General features: G+C 42.2%; 26 protein-coding genes, 2 riboswitches and 1 other annotated feature (1 of these 29 cut by a window edge). Of the genes, 9 read left to right on the top strand and 17 right to left on the bottom strand.

Translation table 11 applies throughout. From position 1 onward, the window contains the following. The first annotated feature begins 4 nt into the window (after window positions 1–4). Window positions 5–793, top strand: a complete 789-nt coding sequence (locus ACFPZG_RS06555) for an ABC transporter ATP-binding protein (protein ID WP_283733281.1) — start codon at window positions 5–7, stop codon at window positions 791–793. Between the two features lie 29 nt (window positions 794–822). Beyond that, window positions 823–1,911: an ABC transporter substrate-binding protein gene (locus ACFPZG_RS06550; RefSeq protein ID WP_317941196.1), complete on the top strand. Its 1,089-nt coding sequence runs from the start codon at window positions 823–825 to the stop codon at window positions 1,909–1,911. A gap of 276 nt (window positions 1,912–2,187) precedes the next feature. Here ACFPZG_RS06550 and ACFPZG_RS06545 read toward each other — a convergent pair whose 3' ends face one another. Genes ACFPZG_RS06545 through ACFPZG_RS06530 form a run of 4 tightly spaced genes read right to left on the bottom strand, consistent with a single transcriptional unit; the run spans window position 2,188 to window position 5,245 of the window. After that, window positions 2,188–2,736 (bottom strand): hypothetical protein, encoded by a 549-nt coding sequence (locus ACFPZG_RS06545; RefSeq protein WP_317941161.1) that lies wholly within the window; start codon window positions 2,734–2,736, stop codon window positions 2,188–2,190. Window positions 2,737–2,791: 55 nt separating this feature from the next. Next, the gene (locus tag ACFPZG_RS06540) at window positions 2,792–3,751 is read right to left on the bottom strand and encodes a DMT family transporter (protein ID WP_317941160.1); all 960 of its coding nucleotides are present in this window, start codon (window positions 3,749–3,751) and stop codon (window positions 2,792–2,794) included. A 12-nt stretch (window positions 3,752–3,763) separates the two neighbouring features. Beyond that, window positions 3,764–4,990 (bottom strand): peptidase T, encoded by a 1,227-nt coding sequence (gene pepT, locus ACFPZG_RS06535; RefSeq protein WP_283733277.1) that lies wholly within the window; start codon window positions 4,988–4,990, stop codon window positions 3,764–3,766. Between the two features lie 36 nt (window positions 4,991–5,026). Then, window positions 5,027–5,245 carry a LysR substrate-binding domain-containing protein gene (locus ACFPZG_RS06530; protein ID WP_381426444.1) on the bottom strand — a complete coding sequence of 73 codons (219 nt, stop codon included), beginning with the start codon at window positions 5,243–5,245 and terminating at the stop codon, window positions 5,027–5,029. 68 nt (window positions 5,246–5,313) lie between these two features. On the opposite strand from ACFPZG_RS06530, the gene ACFPZG_RS06525 reads away from it, so the two are divergent. After that, window positions 5,314–6,324 carry a YeiH family protein gene (locus tag ACFPZG_RS06525; protein ID WP_283733275.1) on the top strand — a complete coding sequence of 337 codons (1,011 nt, stop codon included), beginning with the start codon at window positions 5,314–5,316 and terminating at the stop codon, window positions 6,322–6,324. A gap of 47 nt (window positions 6,325–6,371) precedes the next feature. On the opposite strand, the gene ACFPZG_RS06520 is transcribed toward ACFPZG_RS06525, so the two are convergent. The 3 genes from ACFPZG_RS06520 to ACFPZG_RS06510 all read right to left on the bottom strand — a co-directional run bounded on the left by ACFPZG_RS06520 (window position 6,372) and on the right by ACFPZG_RS06510 (window position 7,735). Next, a complete protein-coding gene (locus ACFPZG_RS06520; protein ID WP_283733274.1) occupies window positions 6,372–6,593 on the bottom strand; it encodes a DUF2187 family protein in 222 nt (73 codons plus the stop codon). A 238-nt stretch (window positions 6,594–6,831) separates the two neighbouring features. Next, window positions 6,832–6,996 (bottom strand): hypothetical protein, encoded by a 165-nt coding sequence (locus ACFPZG_RS06515; protein WP_283733273.1) that lies wholly within the window; start codon window positions 6,994–6,996, stop codon window positions 6,832–6,834. Between the two features lie 118 nt (window positions 6,997–7,114). Continuing rightward, entirely contained in the window at window positions 7,115–7,735 is a 621-nt protein-coding gene (locus ACFPZG_RS06510; protein ID WP_317941159.1) for a glycerol-3-phosphate acyltransferase, read from the bottom strand. A gap of 370 nt (window positions 7,736–8,105) precedes the next feature. Next, a riboswitch (SAM riboswitch) is annotated at window positions 8,106–8,221 on the top strand. A gap of 123 nt (window positions 8,222–8,344) precedes the next feature. On the opposite strand from ACFPZG_RS06510, the gene ACFPZG_RS06505 reads away from it, so the two are divergent. Continuing rightward, window positions 8,345–9,643 (top strand): O-acetylhomoserine aminocarboxypropyltransferase/cysteine synthase family protein, encoded by a 1,299-nt coding sequence (locus ACFPZG_RS06505; protein ID WP_283733271.1) that lies wholly within the window; start codon window positions 8,345–8,347, stop codon window positions 9,641–9,643. A 50-nt stretch (window positions 9,644–9,693) separates the two neighbouring features. Beyond that, a complete protein-coding gene (locus tag ACFPZG_RS06500; protein WP_317941158.1) occupies window positions 9,694–10,680 on the top strand; it encodes a homoserine dehydrogenase in 987 nt (328 codons plus the stop codon). A gap of 57 nt (window positions 10,681–10,737) precedes the next feature. Here ACFPZG_RS06500 and ACFPZG_RS06495 read toward each other — a convergent pair whose 3' ends face one another. The 3 genes from ACFPZG_RS06495 to ACFPZG_RS06485 form a co-directional block, all read right to left on the bottom strand. Further along, window positions 10,738–12,237: a glycine betaine uptake BCCT transporter gene (locus tag ACFPZG_RS06495; protein ID WP_317941157.1), complete on the bottom strand. Its 1,500-nt coding sequence runs from the start codon at window positions 12,235–12,237 to the stop codon at window positions 10,738–10,740. Window positions 12,238–12,490: 253 nt separating this feature from the next. Then, window positions 12,491–12,721, bottom strand: coding sequence for a helix-turn-helix domain-containing protein (locus ACFPZG_RS06490; RefSeq protein WP_283733270.1), 231 nt, complete (start codon window positions 12,719–12,721; stop codon window positions 12,491–12,493). A gap of 127 nt (window positions 12,722–12,848) precedes the next feature. After that, window positions 12,849–13,334, bottom strand: a complete 486-nt coding sequence (locus ACFPZG_RS06485; RefSeq protein WP_283733269.1) for a QueT transporter family protein — start codon at window positions 13,332–13,334, stop codon at window positions 12,849–12,851. 6 nt (window positions 13,335–13,340) lie between these two features. Beyond that, window positions 13,341–13,385, bottom strand: a riboswitch (PreQ1 riboswitch). A 635-nt stretch (window positions 13,386–14,020) separates the two neighbouring features. On the opposite strand from ACFPZG_RS06485, the gene ACFPZG_RS06480 reads away from it, so the two are divergent. Then, window positions 14,021–15,037, top strand: coding sequence for a hypothetical protein (locus ACFPZG_RS06480; RefSeq protein WP_283733268.1), 1,017 nt, complete (start codon window positions 14,021–14,023; stop codon window positions 15,035–15,037). Between the two features lie 49 nt (window positions 15,038–15,086). On the opposite strand, the gene ACFPZG_RS06475 is transcribed toward ACFPZG_RS06480, so the two are convergent. The 3 genes from ACFPZG_RS06475 to ACFPZG_RS06465 are packed head-to-tail and all read right to left on the bottom strand — an operon-like array spanning window position 15,087 to window position 17,132. Then, entirely contained in the window at window positions 15,087–15,563 is a 477-nt protein-coding gene (locus tag ACFPZG_RS06475) for a hypothetical protein (protein WP_283733267.1), read from the bottom strand. 44 nt (window positions 15,564–15,607) lie between these two features. Further along, window positions 15,608–16,612: an anti-sigma factor gene (locus ACFPZG_RS06470; protein ID WP_317941156.1), complete on the bottom strand. Its 1,005-nt coding sequence runs from the start codon at window positions 16,610–16,612 to the stop codon at window positions 15,608–15,610. Then, window positions 16,596–17,132: a sigma-70 family RNA polymerase sigma factor gene (locus tag ACFPZG_RS06465; protein WP_283733264.1), complete on the bottom strand. Its 537-nt coding sequence runs from the start codon at window positions 17,130–17,132 to the stop codon at window positions 16,596–16,598. Before ACFPZG_RS06465 ends, ACFPZG_RS06470 begins: the two co-directional genes overlap by 17 nt. 162 nt (window positions 17,133–17,294) lie before the next feature. On the opposite strand from ACFPZG_RS06465, the gene ACFPZG_RS06460 reads away from it, so the two are divergent. Both ACFPZG_RS06460 and ACFPZG_RS06455 read left to right on the top strand, forming a co-directional pair. Further along, complete coding sequence (locus tag ACFPZG_RS06460; RefSeq protein ID WP_283733263.1) at window positions 17,295–17,711, top strand: SRPBCC family protein; 417 nt, start codon at window positions 17,295–17,297, stop codon at window positions 17,709–17,711. A gap of 66 nt (window positions 17,712–17,777) precedes the next feature. After that, window positions 17,778–18,656 carry a DMT family transporter gene (locus tag ACFPZG_RS06455; RefSeq protein ID WP_283733262.1) on the top strand — a complete coding sequence of 293 codons (879 nt, stop codon included), beginning with the start codon at window positions 17,778–17,780 and terminating at the stop codon, window positions 18,654–18,656. A gap of 145 nt (window positions 18,657–18,801) precedes the next feature. Here the strand turns inward: ACFPZG_RS06455 and ACFPZG_RS06450 are convergent, their stop codons facing one another. Genes ACFPZG_RS06450 through ACFPZG_RS06440 form a run of 3 tightly spaced genes read right to left on the bottom strand, consistent with a single transcriptional unit; the run spans window position 18,802 to window position 21,139 of the window. Further along, window positions 18,802–19,692 (bottom strand): CPBP family intramembrane glutamic endopeptidase, encoded by an 891-nt coding sequence (locus ACFPZG_RS06450; RefSeq protein ID WP_283733261.1) that lies wholly within the window; start codon window positions 19,690–19,692, stop codon window positions 18,802–18,804. 42 nt (window positions 19,693–19,734) lie between these two features. Next, window positions 19,735–20,295 carry a hypothetical protein gene (locus ACFPZG_RS06445; protein ID WP_283733260.1) on the bottom strand — a complete coding sequence of 187 codons (561 nt, stop codon included), beginning with the start codon at window positions 20,293–20,295 and terminating at the stop codon, window positions 19,735–19,737. Further along, the gene (locus ACFPZG_RS06440; RefSeq protein WP_317941155.1) at window positions 20,288–21,139 is read right to left on the bottom strand and encodes a hypothetical protein; all 852 of its coding nucleotides are present in this window, start codon (window positions 21,137–21,139) and stop codon (window positions 20,288–20,290) included. The genes ACFPZG_RS06445 and ACFPZG_RS06440 overlap by 8 nt, the downstream gene beginning before the upstream one ends. A 163-nt stretch (window positions 21,140–21,302) precedes the next feature. Here ACFPZG_RS06440 and ACFPZG_RS06435 point away from each other — a divergent pair, with 163 nt between their 5' ends. Next, window positions 21,303–21,653 (top strand): DUF2200 domain-containing protein, encoded by a 351-nt coding sequence (locus tag ACFPZG_RS06435; protein WP_317941154.1) that lies wholly within the window; start codon window positions 21,303–21,305, stop codon window positions 21,651–21,653. A gap of 48 nt (window positions 21,654–21,701) precedes the next feature. Here the strand turns inward: ACFPZG_RS06435 and metG are convergent, their stop codons facing one another. Then, window positions 21,702–23,339 carry a methionine--tRNA ligase gene (gene metG / locus ACFPZG_RS06430; RefSeq protein WP_283733257.1) on the bottom strand — a complete coding sequence of 546 codons (1,638 nt, stop codon included), beginning with the start codon at window positions 23,337–23,339 and terminating at the stop codon, window positions 21,702–21,704. A 50-nt stretch (window positions 23,340–23,389) separates the two neighbouring features. Beyond that, window positions 23,390–23,643: a binding site (T-box leader), on the bottom strand; it runs 7 nt beyond the window's last position.

Raw genomic sequence — 23,643 nt, 5'->3', positions numbered from 1 at the left:
TTGGATGGGTAAGAAAGCGAAAATCGAAATTAGGAATCTAACAAAAGCATTTTACAAAAAACAATCGAGTGTAACAGCCCTCGACGATATTTCTCTCACAATCGAGGAGGGGGAATTTGTTTGCATCGTCGGACCGAGTGGTTGCGGGAAAACGACTTTACTCCGAATATTGGCAGGGCTCGAACAGCCAAGTATCGGAGAATTTGAAATCCGCAGGGAGCAGGAAGGGCGTCCTCTCCAATCGATGGTTTTCCAGGAGAGGGGCGTCATTCCTTGGTTGACGGTCAAGGAAAATGTTGCATTTGGGTTGAAAATGCGGAAAATGCCGAAGGATGTCGTGCAAGAAAGAACGAACTATTATTTAAAAAAGACAGGGCTTGACCGATTCGCTCATCTTTATCCAAAGGAATTATCCGGTGGAATGAAACAGCGAGTTAGCATTGCCCGCGCGTTCGCAAATGATCCAGAAATTCTGCTGATGGATGAACCGTTTGCGGCACTTGATGAACAGAATAAATTCATCTTGCAGGAAGAACTGCTCTCCATTTGGTCGGAAACGAAAAAAACGGTTGTTTTCATTACACATAGTATCGATGAAGCATTATTGTTAGCCGATCGAATCCTCCTTATGAGTGCGCAGCCCGGCAAGATCATACAGCAAGTCAAGATAGATACACCACGACCAAGGACGATAGAGGATATTCGAAAAGACCCGGTACTCGCGGAGCAATTTGTCGACATTTGGAAACATTTACAAGATGAAGTACAACAATCAAGGAAAGAGAATAAGTGAAAAGGGGAGAAATGGTGAGAAAAAGGTTCCTGTATAGATGGTTATTGATGTTGGCGGCGGTTCTTTTAATAGCAGGAGCTTGCGCCAAAAAAGAAACAACTCCTATAGAAAAATCAGAGCCGACGACTCCTGGGGATTCAGTCGTTGAAGCACCGTCCGGCGATCTATCGCCGTTAGACAAACGGGTGAAGATTTTAATAGCTGAAGATGGCGCGGCTTCCGGAGCAGGCTTCTATATCGCAAAGGAAAAAGGGTATTTTGAGGAGTACAATATCGAAGTTGCTTTTGCAGACTTTGCCAATAGCGATGATATGTTGCCGGCACTTGCGGCTGGGGAAGTGGATATTGCTGGGGGAGTCTCGACTGCATCATTTTTCAACGCAATTGCACAAGGTATCGACGTCAGAATCATTGCGGATAAAGGGCATAATATGCCAGGAAAATCGTATTTCACTTTCGTTATCGGTAACCATATGGTGGATGAAATAAAGGATTATTCCGATTTTAAGGGGAAAAAGATTGCTGTATCTTCCAGAAACTCAATTGATGGATATATTTACGAGGAAATGTTGAAACACGCGGGATTGACTGAAGAAGATGTCGAATACGTTAATATCGCAGATTTTGGTGCAATGCTTGGCGCGATTAACGCAGGAACAATCGATGCGGCGTTGAATATTGAGCCGCTTATCGCACAAGGGGTTGCGAAAGGCTTCCATGTCCGCTTCAAAGACGCGACGGATTATGCCCCTGAATCTCAAATCGCCATGGTTCTCGCTTCGCCGAAATTCATGGAAAATGACGAAGTATCTTTGCGATTCATGGCCGCCTATTTGAAGGGCGTCCGGGATTACAACGATGCATTCTTTAAGGATATCGGAAAGGAAGAAATCGTCGATATCATGGTAAAGCATACCGCTTTGAAAGATCATGAGTTGTGGGATAGAGTAAACGTCACTGGGCTTGATCCGAATGGAAAGATGTTCGTAGATGATATTAGGAAGCAGTATGAAACGTATAAGGCAAATGGAGCTATTCTTGGAGACATTGATTTCGATAAGGCGGTAGATACATCGTTGACGGAAGAGGCTGTGGAAGTTATTGGTGTGTACGAATAAAAGGTAAAATAATTATTAAAACAGCAGGGACTGTCCAGGAAGTCGGCGATGACTTCCTGTAACAGTCCTTTTTCCATGAAAATTGCAAGTCAAGAGGTGGATTTCCAATCGCGGAGTTGAAGTAGCGCATAAAGTCGGTGAATCACGCATAAATCGATACAAAAACTCATAAGTTTTACATTATGCGTTTTTGTATCGATTTATGCGTCTTTTGAAGGATTTATGCTTCATTCACCGCATTTATGCGTTTTTGTACTTCTAAAAAAATGCGGAAAGTTATTCATACCCGCCTTCAGCATCTGGAAGTTCTTTATAGGAGTTCTTCGACTGAATCAAATCAAAAATATAATCCCGTAATTCAATTAACTGTTTTGCGTCGTCAGTAGGCTTGCAATAGGCTTCTGAAACAGAATGCCTGATGATTTCCCCATTGACAAGAACTTCCCACTCGTCTTCGCCATATGGTTCGATTGCACAATCGATAACTGTTGGTATGAGATGCTTGGTCCCCGCGAATTTAACATCTTTCATCATTTCGTAAATGGAAACCATCTCTTCTTCAGTTAATGTCAGATCGGTCGTAACGGTCCCAGCTGTAATTAAATCTTTCGTGAAAGTACCATTAAATGTATTGATTTCATTCTTTTTAGTGATGCCGAACTGCAAGGAAAAACCAAAATCGTCGGGGATGCTATTTGGCATAGGTTCGAAATTGGTTTCTGTAAGGCTTGAAGAATCAGGAATTTCCTCGTTTGTTATACTAACAGATTCATTGCATGCGCTTAATAGTAAAATTAGTAGTACAAAAGGTAAAAGTTTTTTCAAACAGCATTCTCCTTCCGAACTAATTTTTCACATCTCCCGATGCAGAAGCGCCATGCTAAATACTGCGCATATTCTTTTTTGCTACAGCCGTCTGATAACTATGCAGCCCCATGCCAATAATAATCACCACAATCCCAATCAGTGAAAGCATTCCAGGCAATGCGATATGAAGAATCAACATTTCGCCAATCATTGCGAAAATGAGCTCCGTCGACTGGGTAGCTTCAACTGCAGCTAGTTTACCTTGATCATTTTGCACAAGGTCGGTTGCCATAAAGAAAAGTGAAGTTGCGATCACGCCGGAGCTGATTGCTACAATTAATGATTGAATGACTTGATTCCAAGAAGGCGGCCCGACAGTGAGTATCGCATAAACAGCAAAAACGACCCACACCGGAATCGTCATCAAGGTCATCGCCAGCACTCGTTGGAATGTATCAAGACTACCTTTCAATAAATCCATCATCTTCCTATTGCCTAAAGGATAAGCAAACGCAGCGATGATGACCGGAAGGATACCAAGTAACAACGTACGTGTATCGACATTATCCGCATTCGGAATTTGAATCAAAACAACACCCGCAAAAATGATCAACGTTATAAAGAGAGAGGCCAAGGGGATCCTCTGGCGAATCCTCTTTTCTCCTTCATTTGTATTCACGATAATGACAAACAACGGTGCCAATAGAATGCCCGCTACAATCGTCAATTGCCAGGTGCCCGCAAGCAGCCACCCAGGACTGTACGCTGCTGAAAAGGTTAAAGGGGCGTAGAAGAGCACAAACGCAACGACGCTCCATCCGAAAAAGGGAAGGGGAGTTGCAACCATTGCCTTGCCAGTATCCTGAAGCCCTTTACGATAGGCAACTATAGCAATCAAAAAAGGAACCATGAAAAAATAACGGAGAGAGGCGCTCCATAAATAACTGCCTCCCGAAATCTCCATTGATCTATTCAAAACAAATGTCACCGCGAAAAACAGAGATGACAGAATCCCAATCCAAATCGCCTTCATAAGGATGTCTCCTTATGCTCGTTCTTCGTACAGCTTTACAGCCTCAATAATGACATTCGTTGCTTTCTCCATATTGTCCACAGAAATATACTCATATTTACCGTGGTAGTTTTCACCGCCAGTGAAAATATTCGGTGTCGGCATGCCCATATAAGAAAGCTGTGAACCGTCCGTACCACCACGAACCGGAACGATATTAGGCTCGATTTCAAGCACTTTGAATGCATCCGAAATGATATCGACAATCTCCATAACCGGCTCGATTTTTTCACGCATATTGTAATACTGATCATTCAACTCAAGTTCCACGGCTCCATCACCATGTTCCTTTTTCAATTGTTCAACCGTATCGACCATCAATTGTTTACGTGCTTCAAATGTTTCGCGGTCGAAATAACGGATAATGTACTGTAACTCGGTTTTCTCGACAGAACCACTCACATCCATTAAGTGGACAAATCCTTCATAGCCGTCTGTCACTTGAGGAATTTCATTCGCAGGCATCGCCGCTTGGAATTGGTTTGCAATCAGAATGGAGTTCACCATTTTGTCCTTTGCGGATCCTGGATGCACATTTGTACCATGGAATGTCACTTTGGCGCCAGCTGCATTGAAGCTTTCATACTGAAGCTCGCCAAGCGGACCTCCGTCCATCGTGTACGCATATTTTGCACCAAATGCTTCCACATCGAATTTATGTGGTCCACGACCGATTTCTTCGTCAGGCGTGAATGCGACACGAAGCTTGCCGTGTTTAATTTCAGGATTCTGAATTAAATACTCCATTGCCGTCACAATCTCAGCAACTCCGGCTTTATTGTCAGCACCGAGTAGCGTCGTACCGTCCGTAGTAAGTAGTGTATGACCCACGTAGTTTTTCAGTTCAGGGAATGTTTTAACGGACATCACAGTCTTTTCGTTCAACTGGATGTCGTTGCCGTCATAATTATCGATCCGTTGTGGATTGACGTTTTTACCTGTATAATCAGTTGCCGTGTCGACATGCGCAAGGAACCCGATAGTAGGCATTTCTTTATCAGTATTAGCTGGTAATGAGGCGAATAAATAACCGTTTTCATCTAAAGTGATTTCTTCCATACCAATTTCAGCAAGTTCTTTTTCAAGTACATGCAATAGATCCCATTGGCCCGGTGTCGACGGGGTAGTTGTACTATTTGCATCCGATTGTGTATCGATTTTCGCATAACGGGTTAAACGTTCAATTAATTTCTCTTTCATTCAAAAAACCTCCTATAATAAAAAACATTGTTTCCTTCATCTTATCAGATTGTTTCGATTCACGGAATACTGAGCGACCAAATCCGAAATTGTTGTCTCATTACCAATGGTAACAGTCGGCTGGATATCGGGATAAGTATGCTTCGAATTGGCGATAATGCGTGGCAGTACGTATTCTCCGAATGTATAACTGGCGCCAATTGACAGCGAGCAGCTCGCCTTGTTTGTAAGATCATCGACAACTTTACTTATCATAGACATTATTATAATTTATTTTACTTATAAAGTACTTCGTATTACCCTTACTTAAGGAGGTGCTGAATATGAATGAAAAGAAGCTTACTAACGAGAAAAGTCTATGGATTGCCGGAATTGCTTTTACATTTTTTATTGCATTATTAGGTTTTTTATTAGCGAAAGTACCCGGTTTCAATCACATTGGACAGTTGGCAAGCGCAATTATTATTGCTGTCACATATAGACAATTATTCGGCTATCCCGAATTGCTTCGTGCAGGAATAACGTTTTCAACTAAAAAACTGCTTCGGTTGGCGATCATTCTATACGGATTGAAATTAAATATAGATGTCGTATTCCGTGATGGTTTGGGGCTGTTAGCGCGGGATGTTTTGGTCATCGCCTTTGCAATTGGAGTCACGCTTCTTCTTGCAAAATGGTTGAAAGCAGATATGAATATTTCTTTGCTTTTAGGCGTCGGGACTGGAGTTTGCGGGGCAGCAGCCATCGCAGCGGTGGCACCGATTGTTAAAGCCAAGGATGAAGATACCGCTATTGGTGTTGGCATTATCGCGATGTTGGGCACCGTTTTTGCAATCGGTTATACGCTATTGCGTCCGATTTTGCCCCTTCTTCCAACTGAATATGGCATTTGGTCAGGAATGAGTCTTCATGAATTGGCGCATGTAGCGATTGCGGCTGCACCAGCTGGTGAGGATGCACTTGCTATCGCATTACTCGCAAAATTAGGCAGGGTATTCCTATTGGTACCGCTATGCCTTATCTTCATCTATTTCATGAAGCGTAAAAGCAAAGGAGAGGATGGGGAGCAGAATAAAATCGAATTCCCATGGTTCCTTGTTGGATTCATCTTAATGAGCTTGTTTGGAAGTTATGTATTAGGTCATTCAATTCCGGTAACGGACGGGGTAATGTCAGGAATCAGTAGCGCAACAACGTGGTTATTGACAGCCGCCATGGTCGGGCTTGGGCTAAATGTGAGTCTGAAGGATCTGCTGGACCGGGCGATGAGACCATTGATAGCGGTCACAATTACATCCATTTGTTTGTCGGTCTTAGTGTATTTTATTATATAAAGAATAGAAAAAGGGCACTCCTCATGGAGATGCCCTTTTCGTATAAATTAACCTACTGAGTAGTTCTTGTGTGCAACGACAGTTAGATTGGATGCGACACCAATCCGTTCTGCATCATCCTCGGAAATCTTCACGATAACCGAATTCTCGAGTATCTTGTGGATTGTTCCATTCACCTCATGATCATTGCGGGTAAATGAAATCTCTTCGTCGATATGACGAGCCGAGACAAAATCTGAAACGGGTTTCTCCCTACGTGGAAAAGCCAATCGAATCCCTCCTACTGTGCATTCTCACCATAAACTAAAAAGAAAAAACGCCAAGGTCTGTCCTTAGCAAAAAAAGTCATGATGGAAAACAACTAGTCGAAAACGATCTTAATCAAGTTGTCTACTATTAGTATACCACAAATTGTCGAACTTTGCAGAATCAGAATCCAGGCCGCAGATGAAAAATTTGCATTCTTGCACTCATACGCAACTACTAAATGCAATCCATACTATTAGACTATTCTGTTTTTTCCTTATCATCATCTGTTTGTACTTGAAGCTGCACGACCTGTTTATCAGGTGGGGGAGTTGATGGATCAAAATCAGCAAAGGCTAATCCCAACGCAGCACCAACAGCTAATAAACGACTTTTTGTTTGTATCCATTTCGAAACTTTTTTCATTCTCCACCTACCTTTCACCTGACTGTTCGTGCAGTTGCTTGCAACGTAACTACAGTGTGAGAGCTATCATTTTTATGTTAGTGCAGTAGTAAAAGTATCACTTCATTTTTGTTTGCTTCTATTTCTTGAACGATGCACGAATCCTCGGCTCGGTTCTGTTACGAATCCGCCTGAAGTTTTCAAAATGCTTCCAAATTGCGATTAAGAAAAGTAATAGCGATATCAGTATCGGCCAGTAGCCATCCAGCCAAATGGCCATTGCCAAGAGCGTGATATAGAGCATGATGACGCCAAACACGAGAATATCCGTCGCGAGCGCAACAAGAATGAATAAGAGCAATCCAGCAAGCCCGAACCACCAATCGATTGCAAATAGCACTCCGATTACAGTTGCAGTTCCTTTTCCTCCGTTGAATTTCATATGGAAAGGAAAATTATGACCAAATATCACGGCTGCACCCGCAATGAATAATAGCAAAGTGATTTGGTCCGCGGGTAATCCAAAATGTTCGGCAAGCAACCTTACAATAATTACGGCCAAAACCCCTTTGCCAATATCAACCAAGGCAACGAGTGCGCCATATTTTTTCCCAAGTACAATCATCGCATTCGATGCGCCGGCATTCTTAACCCCTGTCTCTTTCAGATTAACCCCGGAAATCCATCGCGCGATTGTCGATCCATGCAAGCAACCTACTATATATCCCAAAACTACAATACTAATGATCCATAAAGTCATATAAAATCCCCCGAGAAAGAATTTTTTAATAGTGTACTCAAGAACCCATGGCACGCGCTCAAGAATCGGTTTCCGTGCTCAAGAACCCATGGCCCGCGCTCAAGAATCGGTTTCCGTGCTCAAGAACCCATGGCCCGCGCTCAAGATTTCGTTTCCGCGCCCAACAACTCGAGTCACGCGCTCAAGATACCGTTCCAGCGCTCAAGAACCCACTCCACGCGCCCATGAATACGCCCCCATAACCCTACAATTAAAATTATCATAACATTAATGACAAAGCGCAAGTTTCAGAAAAAATAAATTTGCCCCCTTGACTTTTAAAAAAGAGTCTCCTATACTGAACAACAAGATGAAAAACTGAATACCCAAACTCTTATCAAGAGCGGCGGAGGGACTAGGCCCTGCGATGCCCGGCAACCGGCAAGTGATGAACTTGCAAAGGTGCTACTTCCTACAGATTCGTGCGAACGGTCTGAAAGATAAGAGGAGGAATAAGCGAAAGCGTAACCCTTCTCTTAGCGAAAGGGGTTATTTTTTTTATTCCAAAAACCCCCAACGCCTCCGCATTGAACTATTTTCATCTTAAAAAATCCACTGGAGGTAATTAAAATGACTAACAAACAACTTCAACCTGAAACTCTTCTTTTACACGGCGGGCAAAAGCCGGATCCTGTGACTGGTTCCCGTGCTGTGCCGATCCACCGTACAACCGCATTCGTCTTCCGTGACACTGAACATGCCCAAAACCTTTTCGGTCTGCAAGAAGCAGGCAATATTTACACGCGAATTACAAATCCAACTGTTGCTGTTTTTGAAGAAAGAGTCGCCCTACTTGAAGGTGGCACTGCTGCAGTAGCACTATCTTCCGGAATGGCAGCCATTGCGTTCTCAATTTTGAATATTGCTGGAGCAGGGGATGAAATCGTTGCCGCAAGCAACCTTTACGGTGGTACGTATAATCTATTCGCCGTGACACTTCCTCGATACGGAATCACTGTCAAATTCGTTGATGCAGAAGACCCTGAAAACTTCCGTGCCGCTATCACTGAAAAAACAAAAGCTATTTTCGCAGAAACAATTGGGAATCCAAGCCTTCAAGTGCTCGATATCGAAGCGGTCGCAAATATTGCGCATGAGAATGAAATCCCGTTCCTCATTGACAACACATTCGCGTCCCCATACGGATCGAACCCAATCGAATTTGGAGCAGACGTTGTCATCCATTCCGCAACTAAGTGGATTGGTGGTCATGGCACAACAATTGGTGGTGTGGTCGTCGATGCTGGGAAATTCGACTGGACGAAGGGCAAGTTCCCAGGATTCACAGAGCCGGATGAAACATATAATGGTCTGCGCTACGGAATCGATACAGCTGCAGCTGCATTCGCTACGAAGCTCCGCGTTCAATTATTACGCGATTTCGGACCTTGCTTAGATCCGGACAGTGCTTTCAACTTCCTTCAAGGGCTGGAGACACTTCATTTACGTGTTACACGCCATAATGAAAATGCCGTTAAAGTCGCTGGATTCCTACAGAACCATCCATCTGTGGAATGGGTAACATATACAGGTCTTGAAGATCATCCGACATATGAAAACGCGAAGAAATACTTGAAAAACGGCTTCGGTTCTATCATCGTATTCGGCATTAAAGGTGGCCGTGAAGCGGGTCGCAAAGTTATTGACAATATTACACTTTGGTCGCATGTGGCGAATGTCGGTGATGCCAAATCATTAATCATCCACCCGGCTTCCACAACGCATCAGCAATTGTCAGCGGAAGATTTAGTAAAATCCGGAGTGGCTGAAGAATTAATTCGCCTATCAGTCGGTTTGGAGTCAACCGAAGACATCATTGCGGACCTTGAGCAGGCAATTGAAAAGGCGGTACCGGTCACTGTTCAATAACAGGCGTCTTGCTCTTTAATAGCTGGCGCCCTGGGAAAGGGTGTTGAGGAATGCCGTCGATTAAAGTGGCGATACTTGGATTTGGTACGGTTGGTGAAGGTGTATATAGGATTCTCCAAGAAAAACGGGAAGAGCTTAAAAAAAGCACGGGATTCACCGTTGATGTCGTATCCATCCTTGTGAAAGATAAGATGAAAAAACGTACGTCGATAACAGACGTTCAAATTACGGATGATTTTCGAGATATACTGAACAACCCAACAATTGATATTGTTTTTGAAGCAATTGTCGGAGAAGAACCTGCCTATACATATTTATCCGATGCAATCGAGAAGGGTTGCCATATCATTACTGCGAATAAAAAGATGTTCGCAAAACATGGCCCTGCGTTGATGAAACATGCGGAGTTCCGTAATGTGCAGGTCGGTTTTGAAGCAACGACAGCAGGGGGAGTCCCAATTATTCGGACTGTGACCAATCTTCTTGCGGGTGATCGGGTGAAACGGATACAAGGCATACTGAATGGCACTTCGAATTTCATTTTAACTAAAATGAGGAATGAAGGATCTTCATTCAAGGAAGCGCTGTTGGATGCACAGCAAAAGGGCTTCGCGGAGGCCGATCCGTCTGATGATGTGACGGGAATGGATGCATTCCGTAAATTGATGATCCTTAGTTCGCTTGCTTTCGGGCAACAGCCTGACTGGGATGAAGTTCCGGTTATTGGAATTGATCATCTTCAAGCGCCTGATCTGATTGACGCGTCAAAAGAAGATTATCGATATCGTCATGTTGCCGATATTCGGCTAAATGAGAATGGAAAAATGCAGGGCACTGTTGGCCCTGCATTAATAGGTGTGAATCATCCATTTTTCAATATCGACGGAGTCGATAATGCTGTCATTGTTGAGACCGAATATCTTGGTTCGCTGACACTAATAGGTCCGGGGGCTGGAATGTATCCTTCCGGCAGTGCGATGATTGCCGATCTGTTGCATATTATCCGTCAACATGAGGCTGTTTTGATACCAAATTAATTTAAAAGGACTGCACTGGAAAGTTGTATCGAGAAACTTCCAGTCAGTCCTTTTTGTTTATTCCCTAACCTTTACCTTTTTCTTCGGCCTTTCGCCTTGCAATGCTTTGATTAGAGAAATGACCATGAGCAACATGATGAACGAGAACGGCAAGGCAGCAATGATAATCGTATTTTGTAATGCTGTCAGTCCATTAACGGACAGCAAAATAATTGCGATGGCTGATTGGATGACTCCCCAAATTATTTTCACACTATTTGGCGGTGTCAATGAACCATACGTAGACTGCATGCCTAATACGAAGGTAGCTGAGTCAGCGGATGTTATGAAAAATGAAGCAATCAGTATAACCGCAAAAACCGAAGCGATGAACGACATTGGCATTGTATTGAACATCTCGAAAATCGTCAATTCAGTGGATGCTTTAGCTAAGTCTGCAACCCCTTCTCTTTGTATGTTAATGGCGGTTGTACCGAATGCAGAAAACCAGATTGCACTTAAGAGCGTTGGTGCCAACATGACGCCGATCATGAATTCCCGAATCGTTCTGCCTTTCGATACGCGGGCGATGAACATACTGACGAAAGGTGCCCAAGAAATCCACCAAGCCCAGTAGAAAATCGTCCAACTGTCGAGCCAGTCACGATAATCCGCATTTAACGGAGCCGTACGGAAACTCATCGATACAAGATTGGCAAGATAGCCGCCGAGAGAGTCGGTAAAGATATCGAAAATGAGCAAGGTCGGTCCTAAAATCAAAACAAATCCTAAAAGTGCTAGTGCGAGTATTAAATTTGTGTTCGATAAATACTTGATCCCTTTACTAAGTCCCGACCATGCAGACATGATAAATAGAACAGTTACTATAGCGATTATGATTAGTTGTGAAGTAAAACCGATTGTGAAACCGAATAGATAATTCAGCCCTGCGTTAATTTGAACAGCACCGAAGCCGAGAGAGGTTGCAACGCCAAAAGCTGTTGCAAAAATGGCAATCACGTCAATGAGGCCGCCCAAAGGTCCCTCCATTTTTTTACCGAAAATCGGCTTCAATGTTGCTGAAATTAACCCCGGTTCTCCCTTTCGGAATTGGAAATACGCAAGTGACAAAGCGACAATTCCGTACATCGCCCATACATGCAAACCCCAATGGAAGAATGTATAACGCATCGCTTCTTTGAAAGCGGCATCTGTATTAGGCTCTGCTGTGGCAGGATTGATGGCATAGTGGGATAACGGTTCTGCTGCTCCATAAAAGACTAAACCAATTCCCATCCCGGCAGAGAACAGCATTGCAATCCAAGTGGCTGTGGAAAATGACGGACGATCATCGTCTTTCCCTAACCGTATTTTACCAGCTGGACTAAAAATGACGAATACGCTAAGTACGAGAAGAAATGAAAGCAAAAGCATGTAATACCATCCGAATGAAGATGAAACGAACGATTTTATAGAAGTCGTAACAGCCTCGAAATTGTCTTTAGCAAGAACTCCGTACCCAACGGCCAATATGATGAGACCGATTGTAATATAAAACACATTTGATATTTTTCGCATGTTTCCCCCTAAGAATAATTAATTTTGAAACGACTATACACTATACCAATCGTTCGGCGGGAACACAAAAGGAGTAATAGTTCGACAACTGTCCCAAATGGATTGTTTTATTTTTTCATAAAATCATCAAAACACCGTTATGATAGTCCTCAAAGCAAAAAATAATAGGGTATCCAAATTGGAAAGAACTGTCGAATTGAATAAAAAAATTGTGCCTTTAATACTATATTTAGTTTACCCCGTGTGACAATTTTTAATCTTCATCTTTAATATCGCGGTCGGGCGGAATGGGTTCATTTAAATAGTCTTCAATCTGTTTTTTTAGCGTTTCAAGTTCGTTGAAATAATTGTCGAACTGGCTTTGATTGATGAAAAATTGTTCGCCATCGTGTACGGCGCGAATGCGACCTTCCCAAACATACTTTTGTACTTGCTGAACAGGCATGCCTAAAAATTCGGCAGTCTCTTGAATGGTCATATACATTTTGAAAACCTCCAATGAATTGATTTAATTATAGATGGAATCAGTACGCTAATAAAACATTTTGGAACAGAAAAAAGGGACATACCAATATTGTCGATGATCGACTATTGGAATGCCCCTTTTACTTTTATATAAGCTTCTCGAAATTAAGCCTTTTATTCAATGCGACCATAACAGGAATGCCGACTGCCATGACAACGAATTCGCTAACAGCGATGAAGAACCATGTCAGTAAGAAAGGGAACTCAAGTGCAATGTTCAATTCCCATGCAATAATGAACATCGTAAACGTAAATACAAGTGTATTGAAAAACATCCGTTTGTACAGTCCTTTTATGAACTTTGCAGATAGAATAGTAATCGATAGGGCAAGAATGGAATGCCCGACTCCAAATACTAAATCAATCGGCCCGAGTTCCGAAAAGAACAGATTGGATATGAAAACACCTAATACGACACCGATTATATATTTCTTATTGAACACAACGAGATGATTGAACATCTCTGACAAGCGAAACTGGATGTTTGTGAACCCGAACGGGGCGATCAAAAACGTCACAGCAACATACAACGCAGCGATAATACCGCTCGTTGCCATTGTTTTTACATTCATATTCATTTCTCCTTAGTTTTTTATCGTGGGATGGTTACGAACCACGTGGCAGAAAGCCTGCCATCCAGTTTAACATAGAGCTTCTGGTTGTTCAATAGATTTTTAGTGAAAGCTGTCAGTAATTCAGCCATGGAAATTTTAGTTTTCCCGGAAGAGTTCTCGTTTACGCGGTTTGAGTTCTTATTTATGCCTTGCGAGTTCTCGTAATGTAGTAACGAGTTCTCATTCAAGCAGGAAAAGTTCTCCTTTTCGTGCCATGAGTTCTCGTTTAGGCAGGAAGAGTTCTCGTTGGGATTGGATAAGTAATCAGCAATCTCGTTCAAGGTCCATTCTTTTCATCCAAGGCTCATTCCTCCGCGTTCAAGGTCCATTCTTTTCATCCAAGGCCCATTCATCCGCGTTCAGGGTCCATTCTTTTCACCCAGGGCCCATTCTTCCGCGCTTAAGGTCCGTTCTTCATCTGGCAAGGACCTGCCCCTTCGCCGAAAGATATTCTCTAACTTTCAAGAACATTAATGGTCAAAGGCACTTGGCGCGAATTGATTTTAGCCAGGAACTACAAGGAATCGCGGAAATAGTATTGTCTTCCTCCAAACTATTTTTGACTATTGAAACAAATTCACCGTTAATGACGTACTAATAGTAGGGAAATACGAGCGGACTTTCAAACTTTAGGGGGATGGGAAATGAGGAAACTTCTACTGGGAACGATATGCCTAACGGGTATACTTGTCGGTTGTACAGATCAGGGAAAAGTAGATCAAGTAAACACAAATCAGGCAAACGAAATTAGTAAACTGAAAGAGCAAATTGAGCAAATTTCATTAGAAAAAGATGCTCTATTAAAAATAATAGAAGAGGAAAGAAAAGCTTTTGAGTTAGCTACGAATCAACAAGTGAGTAATGCCTATTCTATGATACATGCCAAGGCCATTGAAAAATATCCACAAACGCTTTATAAAAAAGTCGCCTTGGACTTGGATCGCGATGGTGAAGAGGAAGTAGTCGAATTGTATGTGAATGCTGGGAAAACCGAGAATGGTCTATTTGCTTGGGACGATGGACAGACCTGGATGTTGGTAGTGAAAGACGGTGAGGAAACGTATCCGCTCTTTGATGATTATGTTCAGTTGGGGTCAGTTGATTTCAGCACAACCATATTTGATGGAAAACCTGGAATTGTAATGGTTATGTCGCAGCATGCTAATAAAACGGTGCAGAAATTCACTTACGATAAAAATGAAAAAGGGTATCAGAAAGAAACATTTTATAAGAAAGAAAATACGCAGGATCAATATAACCAACCAGCATCATATGCCTTTTTTAAAGATGCATACGAATTAATGCACACTGCTTTCACAACTAAAACGTTGTCGGTTCTTGAAGCTGACGAGAAGACTCTTCAGGATACAGAAAAGAGAAGGGCTATCATTTATCCGATTATAGAAGATCTTTATGATGCCTGGGGATTGTTAGGGACGGTCGCGGATCTTAATCGAGACTTGACTATATCCTTAGAAGTCGCCATTGACTTGCTGAACCAAATGGATAGTAAGCCGCCGACAACAGAGCAAATGAACCAGTTAAAAATAATTCACGATGTGTTCAATGAAATTGAAGCAGACAATGTGATTGATGAAAAGGAGAATAAGATACATTCGGAGATTATGGAGAGGCTCAAAAAACTTAATTTTATTCCTTAATGAAAACCAGGCGCTTTTCACTAAAAGAAAAGCGCCTTTTTATATAAACCTACACAAACTGCAAACGAAGATATTCTTCACGTTTGAACAATTCAAGTTGAGTCGGCTCAATTTCATCAATCCTGACCGTTTGTTCTAAAAGTTTTTGCTCTCCGTCGCCGGCCCAGAAAATCAGTAACTGGACGTTTTCTTTTGCTTTTATATATTCCTTTATATAATCTACAAAATCAGTTAAAAATTTGTCATTCCAATTTCCCGAAACCCAATACATATATTCCTTATCGGAGTAAAAATCCAAATCATAAGGCGGATTTGTACAAACGGAAATAGTTAGATGACCAAATGCTGACTCATCCGGTGCATGCAAAACGCGGACATCATCATCCATCGTATGCCAAGGCTCCTCCGGTGTATTTTCATTAATAGGATATAACCTCCTCAATTCTTCTATTGTGATCTCAGCAATGCCACTATGATCTACCTCTTTTAACGGACTATCTGAAACTAATAATGTAAATGAACTCATAGTGAGAATACGCCCCTTTGTTTTTCGGCATTCAACTTCAGCCTTTATTTGTTATCCCGCTGCCAGTTCCACAATTCCACTTCACCAAGCTGCTCCCCTTGGATAAATGAAACATCCTGTAATTTTAACAACTCTTTAACTGGCCCAGTTACAACTGCCCCATATACAATAAATCCATTGTTTTTTAAGTACTCATATTTTTGCTCTAAATGGCCAAGCCCTAAAAATTGCTCATAATAGCCCTTAGACTTATTCGTTAAAAGGTACTCCATGTTTTTCAGCATCAATTCTTCACTTTCACTAAGACTTTCTTGATCTAACCAAAGAATTTGCAATGATTCATGAAAGTTTTCATTTCGATCATTTCCACCGGATAAGCCGAAGTGGGGGACCATTAGCAAATTATCTCCCCTAGATGTTAGGTAAGGATCATAATCTACAAACTCGCCAGTATACAACGGCATCCATAAAGTATGGAGATCATACTTTCCAAGGAAATCAATCAGTTGTTTTGATTCCATGAAGCTTGTTGTTGAAAAAGCGAGCTCCCCAACAGTACCTTCCGGAAGCATTGACAGGGTTTCCCATACATTTGGCCACGCATTACCTCCCAATTTTCTTCCGGTATGTGGATCTATGGGCAATGAAAAAGAGAATTCATTCAGTTGCTTTTGCCCGGGATGGGACAACGAAAATGTCGATGGGCTGGCAAGGCGATTCACTACTGTTGCTTGGCCAATAACCTTTTCATCATTTCCAACCCTCTTAAGTACGTTGTATGATAATTTTTGTGTGCCGAAAAACGTCAATTCTTCTTTCTCAAATCGAGAGTCTCCACGTACATTGGGCACAGTCCACTCCGTTGCAAGCTTCGTATAATACGCATTTTCTCTCGTCATATTAAGCTTATCAGCAATGATATTGATCAAAAACATATATCCACAATAAATGAGAAACACCAATAGTAAAATACGGAGTATCCGGAAAGTTAATGTGAAACGGGATCTCATTAAAATTCGCTTTTCCAAGTCTTTATTCCATTCCGTCATACTGCCACCCTTTCTTTTCAGCGAGGTCCGCCAAACGCTTCCTTGCACGATAAAGTGTTATTTTTACTTGGTCCTGTGTCAGCTGCAAGGACTCCGATATTTCTTTATAGCTAAACTGTTCATATTCCCGCAAATAAATGATTGAGCGATATTGTTCTGGTAAGTAGTTCAATAGATCTTCAAGTTGTTCGTTCAATTCTTGTGCTAATAGGGATTCTTCTGGAACCCCGTATGGACTAATCATTTCTTTTTTCGTTGTTAAGGCCGATAAAATCGGGATTGTTCGCCATCGCTGTTGCTTCCGCCATTCATCTAAATACGCATTGCGAGCAACTTTAAAAAGCCAAGCACGAGCCTCTTCATTTTCATATGTGTGTAAAGAAATCGTGGCGCGAACGAATGTCTCTTGTGTTAAATCCTCGGCCAATTGCTTTGAACCACTTAATTTTAGAAGGTAAAAATAAAGGGGCCTTGCATATTGCCTATACAGATAATCTAATTGATATCGTTTGTTCTGCATTTGGCCCCCCTTTTAACTGATCTCTCTATTAACACGTTTAAGTGATTGAAATGTTACAGGTAGTTTTCATCCCTTTTGACAAGGAACCCCTCATAATCTACAGTATCAATACAGCTATAAATTTGGAAGATATTAACTGAATATGATTAAGGAGAGAAGCAAATGTCTGAAAATCAAATCAAAAAAAACATCATAATCAATGCATCTATCGAAAAGGTTTGGCCATATGTCTCTACAGCTGAAGGAATTGGCGCATGGTTCATGCCGAGTGATATGCAACCAATTGAAGGAAAAGAATTCACGTTGCAAGCGGGCCCTTGGGGAGAATCGCAGTGTAAAGTGACTGAAGTGCAAACACCGAACCGCCTTTCATTCGACTGGGGAAAGGATTGGCAAATTCATTTTGAATTAAAGGGAAATGACGGGAAAACGGAAATGACCTTCAGTCATGCTGGTTGGGAGGATGGAAAGCAGACGGAATTCGGTGAGAAACATGAAGTCGTCCGTCCCCGAATGTCAGGTGGTTGGGACGGCCTGTTGGCTAAGTTAAAGAAAATAATTGATGCCGAAACTGAATAATTTCGAGAATTCACACACCCCTCTCCGATATCATGATATATTCGATATATCGGGGGAGGGGATTTTTTGTCACAACGACTTGCGTTTGTTGCTGTATTATTGGGGGCGGTACTTTGGGGAACGACTGGCACCGCGCAAACTTTTATGCCGCAAACTGTACATCCATTGGCGGTTGGGGCTTCGCGGCTTGCGGTCGGCGGTTTCGCTTTGCTTATTATCATGCTCATACTTCGGAAAATCAATTTCCGCAACTGGCCATGGAAAGCGACGCTTTTGGCTGCATTGGCAATGGCGATCTTCCAATATTGCTTTTTCACATCAATCCGTTTGACGGGAATCGCAATTGGAACGGTAGTCGCAATCGGAAGCGCGCCGATGTTTTCAGGGGTGATTGAATGGCTTATCCTAAAACGCCGTCCAACAAAAGTCTGGCTAACGGCCACATCACTTGCCGTTGTCGGATGTGTTTTATTATTTTCAAATAAAGAAGGGTTGGTCGTCAATCCAGTGGGTGTCACTTTATCCCTTTGCGCAGGCCTTCTATTCGCCTTCTACACTTTATTTAATAAAGAGGTATTGGAAAAAGCGGATGCGATTCCTTCGGTGGCAGTCATTTTCTCATTGAGCGCAATCATGCTTATGCCGTTTTTATTCATTTTCGAAACAGAAGGATTACTCACATTTCCCGGCATATCCACGACAATTTATCTTGGAATTGCAGCGACAAGTGTGGCGTACATTCTATTTTCAACGGGCTTACGGCTGATCCCTTCTTCTTCAGCTGTCACGCTATCATTAGCCGAACCGCTCACTGCAGCAATTTTAAGCGTGCTTGTTGTCGGAGAAAGATTGGACCTGATTTCTTGGTCAGGAATCGCACTTTTATTGGGAGGAATCCTCGTTTTAACATTAAGTGGAAGAAAAGAAAAGGCTGCCCTCAGTTAGGCAGCCTTAATCACGCATAATTTCCTCCAAAGACGCAGAAATCCATCCAAAAACTCATAAAATCCATCAAGTATGCATAAACTCCGAATTTCACGCATAAATCAACCTAAACACTCATAAATGCCAAATTCTACGCATAAACGACCTACTCGGCCTTCATCTTCACATACAACCTCGTTGCAAAGAACCCTAAAACTATAAGCAATGTCGCCAAAAGGCCACCTTCAAGCCCAAACGCTCCGCCTGTCATTAAGGAATTTCCATTTTCCACCGACACATTATAAATCCCGTACGGCGTAGTTCCACTCACCGCAAATCCAAAAACATTCCCTTGGAAGTAGTTCCAAGTAATATGATAGCCGATCGGCAGCCACAAACTATTTGTTGCATCAAACATATAAGCGAATAGAATCCCGACCAACGCAATATTGACCAATCCAAGCACACTTACATTTGGATTCGTGCCATGGACAAGACTGAAAATCACAGCCGATATAACGTAAATAAGCCATTTCGGATTTCCTCGTCGTTGCATTGTAGACATGACATATCCCCGGAAAAACATCTCTTCAAAGAAGCCGACTAAGATGAATAAAAGGAGATACGATAGGGTGTATACGGTAAACTCTGGGCTTCCGAACGTATTCAGCATTTTAACATTCCCTGTTGCCAATAAAATAAAGAAAATGACAACTATCGAAGCCGCACCAAGGAAAAGGCCGAACCATAAATCTTTCAGCGATCCCCTAAATCCAAGCTCCGGTAATGTCCCTTTATTGACGAATTTCCATACCAGCACCGTAGCAAGCATTCCGCCTACTGTCCCGCCGCCTTGCGTCAATAAGAAAATCCATGGGTGCCTGGCAAATGCCGCATTAATATCCATATCGAATGATCCGTCCTGAAATGGAAAATCCACTAATGCCAGCAAGACTCCGCCAGGGAGCGCGAAAATTTGCTGTGTAATGAACATCGCGACGAATGCCAAAAATATTAGCCATCCCGCGCGAACTTGGTTTGCTTCGTTTTTAAACAATTAACTAACCTCCATTCTTTTTACTCTATGCCGGTTACCATGTTAAACAGAATAACTTATCCGATGATTATCGGGGCTAACCCGACGAAAAGCACGGATTAATAATAAAAACAGAATATCCATCAAAACTCCGGCAATTATAAGGATTACTGTAAGAGCAACCCAGCCGTCTCCAGAAACATTCATGGAAAAGGACATAACTGTCAAAATTGCAAAGTGAATAGTGACAAAGTATTTAAAAGTAGTCTGCGCCCGATTGTGCAGCGCCACATTGCCAAAGATTTTGGCTACTTCCATTAACACGAGGAATAAATAAAATGCAATAACCAATTTAAGGATCGATAGCATACTCTCATAAATTGACCATCCAAAAGGCAATGCCGAATCCGATAGGTTTATAAACACTGTAGGCAGTGACACGAAAACGCCAATCATAGCGACTGTCATTGCTTTTTTCGCATTCGGATAAGCACCAACAATCCGTGCACATCCGGTGTAAATCAAGAAATAACCGATAGGATCCATTAATAGGTCAATCATGATATAGAAATCGAAAAATATGAAGAGGTAGCCCCAAAATATATTACCTAAAGCTTTATTCAACCGAATCCCTCCTCGCCTTTTTGTCGATAACCCTATTGACATCTTCCTGCGTCAAATACGGAAACATATGATAATGGGCGTAACTCGTAAATGGTTTTCCCTGCTCCGTTGTTCCATCTATACGAATGGAGAAGGCATATGGATTCACAAAACTATTGGTTTTCAGGTTGGTTCGTAGCGTCAAATATTTATCTTTATCTATATGGATCGGAAGCTTAAGTGACTCCAATGATTTGTCTTTTTGACTATCGTTGATTGTAAAGTTGAATCGTTCTTCGATGGGTTCATTGAAAGGGAATAAGATCTTTTCAATAGACAATGGTTCAATTGCCTGGAACGAATACCAACTTGAACTGTCGTTACTACTTCCACTTGAACGTGAATGCAATACATTATTGCCTTGAGTGAAGTATCCCTCTGGATGAATAATAACTTCCCCGATGGACGCATTAGTTTGCCTGCCATCCGAAAAATACACCACCATGTCGTTGAGGATAAGATCCGTCATAATGTCTGTTTCATAATTTTGCAGACGGACCGAAACACTTCTTAACACATGATGCCTGTACGTATCCATGTTGTATATAGAATTATCATTATAAATGAAGCCATTTTCCGGATAGCCGTCCAAACCTCCAAGGCGTACATGACTGATACGAGAACGGTCGTTTTTATTCGTTAAATAGTAGAGAGTGAGATGATAATTATGGTCACCCATCGTCATTTCAATATAATGGTCAAGAAAAATAGGCTCCGTTAATTGTTTCGACTGGGAGTACAGCGAGTTTAACGTCCAGCTCACAGCAATAAGGCCTAACGCAATCCAAAAGAAACGTTCTTTCACGAAGTCACTCCTTCCATTTTTTTCTGCATACCACCATTGTCTCAAATCAGATGAGGGATTGCATCATGAATTTTAGACATGGTTGTAAAACACAAGGTTATAAATCATTCAATGGTATAATGGTGTAACAAAAATCGGAGATCTTTTAAAGGGAGGAAATATGATGACCAAGCATAGAATCTATACAATGACATTCGCGAGCGTCTATCCCCATTACATTACGAAAGCAGAGAAAAAAGGTAGGACGAAATCGGAAGTGAATGAAATTATCCGTTGGTTGACTGGTTACAGCCAAGAAGAATTAGAAGCACAAATTGAAGAAAAGACGAATTTCGAGATGTTCTTTGCAGAAGCTCCCCAATTGAATTCTTCACGTGATTTGATCAAAGGAGTAGTTTGCGGTGTCCGAGTGGAGGATATAGAGGATCCATTAATGAAGGAAATTCGCTATATGGATAAGTTAATTGATGAGTTGGCAAAAGGGAAAGCGATGGAGAAGATTTTACGGAAATAATAATATGCAGGGCCACAATCCAAGGTGTGAAGATTGTGGCTCTGCATTTTAGGAAGATTGGCTTATCAGCCTCTCCACCTCAGCATCAATTTGCCCTGCATCTATCCTTTCAAACAACGGCTCCACACGCTTCAGAGTCAAACTCCCAATCTCGATTTCTTTCCATTCCGGCTTCCTCAATTTCAACATGCTCTGTACATCCTCACTCGAAAACGGTAGGAAAGGGGAGAGTAGCTGCGAAAGGTTAGCAATGATATACGTGCATGTTGCCATTGTCCGCTCACATGCTACTACATCCTCTTTTACTTGAATCCATGGCTTTTCCTCATCAAAGTATTTATTCGCTTGGCGGATGAAATCGAATAGCGTTTCAATTGTTTCTTTGAAATGACCGTCCTCGATTTTTTTGCCGACAATATGGTAAAGACCCGCAACTGTATTTTTTATTCCTTTATTAATTTCCGTTTGAGGAACAACCCCACCATACGACTTTTCGATAAACTTCAACGTCCGATTCACAAAGTTCCCGTATGCACCTAACAACTCAGAGTTATGACTATAAATAAACTCACGCCAAGAAAAATCCGCATCTCTGTTTTCAGGAGCATTCGCAGTCAAAAAGTACCTCACCGAATCGGGATGATATCGTTCCAAAATATCCGGCACCCACACCGCCCAGTTTTGGCTTGTCGATAACTTCCGTTTTTCCAACGTCAAGTACTCATTTGAGATAACGTGAGTTGGCACTGCCTTTTCCTTGCCAATTCCCATCAAAATGGCGGGCCAAATGATCGTGTGAAACGGGATATTATCTTTGCCATGGACATAGTAGGCAACCGTTTCTTCATCCCAAAACGTAGCGATATCGGTCCGGTTCAACATTGCCCATTCCCGGCTCGCGGAATAATAGCCTGTCACCGCCTCAATCCACACGTAAATCTTCTTATCCTCGTAACCTGCAACCGGTACATTGACGCCGTTTTCCAAATCCCTTGAAACAGCTCGGTCATGTAGACCTTCTTGTAAATACCGCTCAGACTGGCGAATGGCATTTTCACGCCATCTTCCATCTTCATCAGCACTTGCTACAAACGATTCAAGTTGCTTTTGGAATTCACTTAATTTGAAATAAAAATGCTCGGTCTTGCGCACAGTCGGCTCCTTGCCGCATAGTTTACAAGTTCGATTTATCAAATCAAGCGGATCTAAAATGGAACCGCAGCTGTCACATTGATCGCCCCGCGCTTGGCTTCCGCAATTCGGACAAGTTCCTTCGACAAAACGGTCCGGAAGAAATCGTTCATCAAACTCGCAGTACGTCTGCTCCATTTCCTTTTTGTATATAAACCCGCGCTCCAACAGCTTCAGAAAAACTTCACGGACTACTTCATGATGGAACGACCCATCCGTTCGCGTATAAAGATCATACGAGAATCCTAATCTCAAAAAACTGACAACAAACTCAGTGTGATAACGATCGGCAATCTTCTTCACGGACACTCCTTCCGCAGCCGCCCGTATCGAAATTGGTGTTCCATTACAGTCACTCCCCGAAACATAAAGCACCTTTTCGCCCTTCAAACGAAAATACCTTGCCAAGATATCACCCGGCAACAACGCCGCGATATGCCCAAGATGCAGCGAACCATTCGCATACGGCCAAGCCCCACCAATAAAAACAGTCATTTCCATTCCTCCTTAAAAATAAAAAACCCCCGCCCTCATCGATAAAAATCGATAAGGACGGGGTTCATATACCCGTGGTACCACCTTACTGCACAATTAGTTCACACTAATTATCTCCAAAAGTACGCGCCAAAAAAGCGTTATACTTTGGCGAGGATAACAAGCGCCAACTCTCGGCGCATCCTACTAGTCCGAAGACGTTCAGTGCGCGGCTCAAGGATCATGTTCAAAAGATTTGTCCGCTTCATTTCCACCGTCAGAAGCTCTCTATGCGACATCCTCTTTTTACTTTTCCCTCTCATTG

The organism is Sporosarcina thermotolerans, assembly GCF_042658975.1.
GTDB classification, from domain to species: domain Bacteria; phylum Bacillota; class Bacilli; order Bacillales_A; family Planococcaceae; genus Sporosarcina; species Sporosarcina thermotolerans.
Note: the sequence above shows the minus strand (reverse complement) of the source record. Positions and strands in the feature narration are given on the sequence as shown.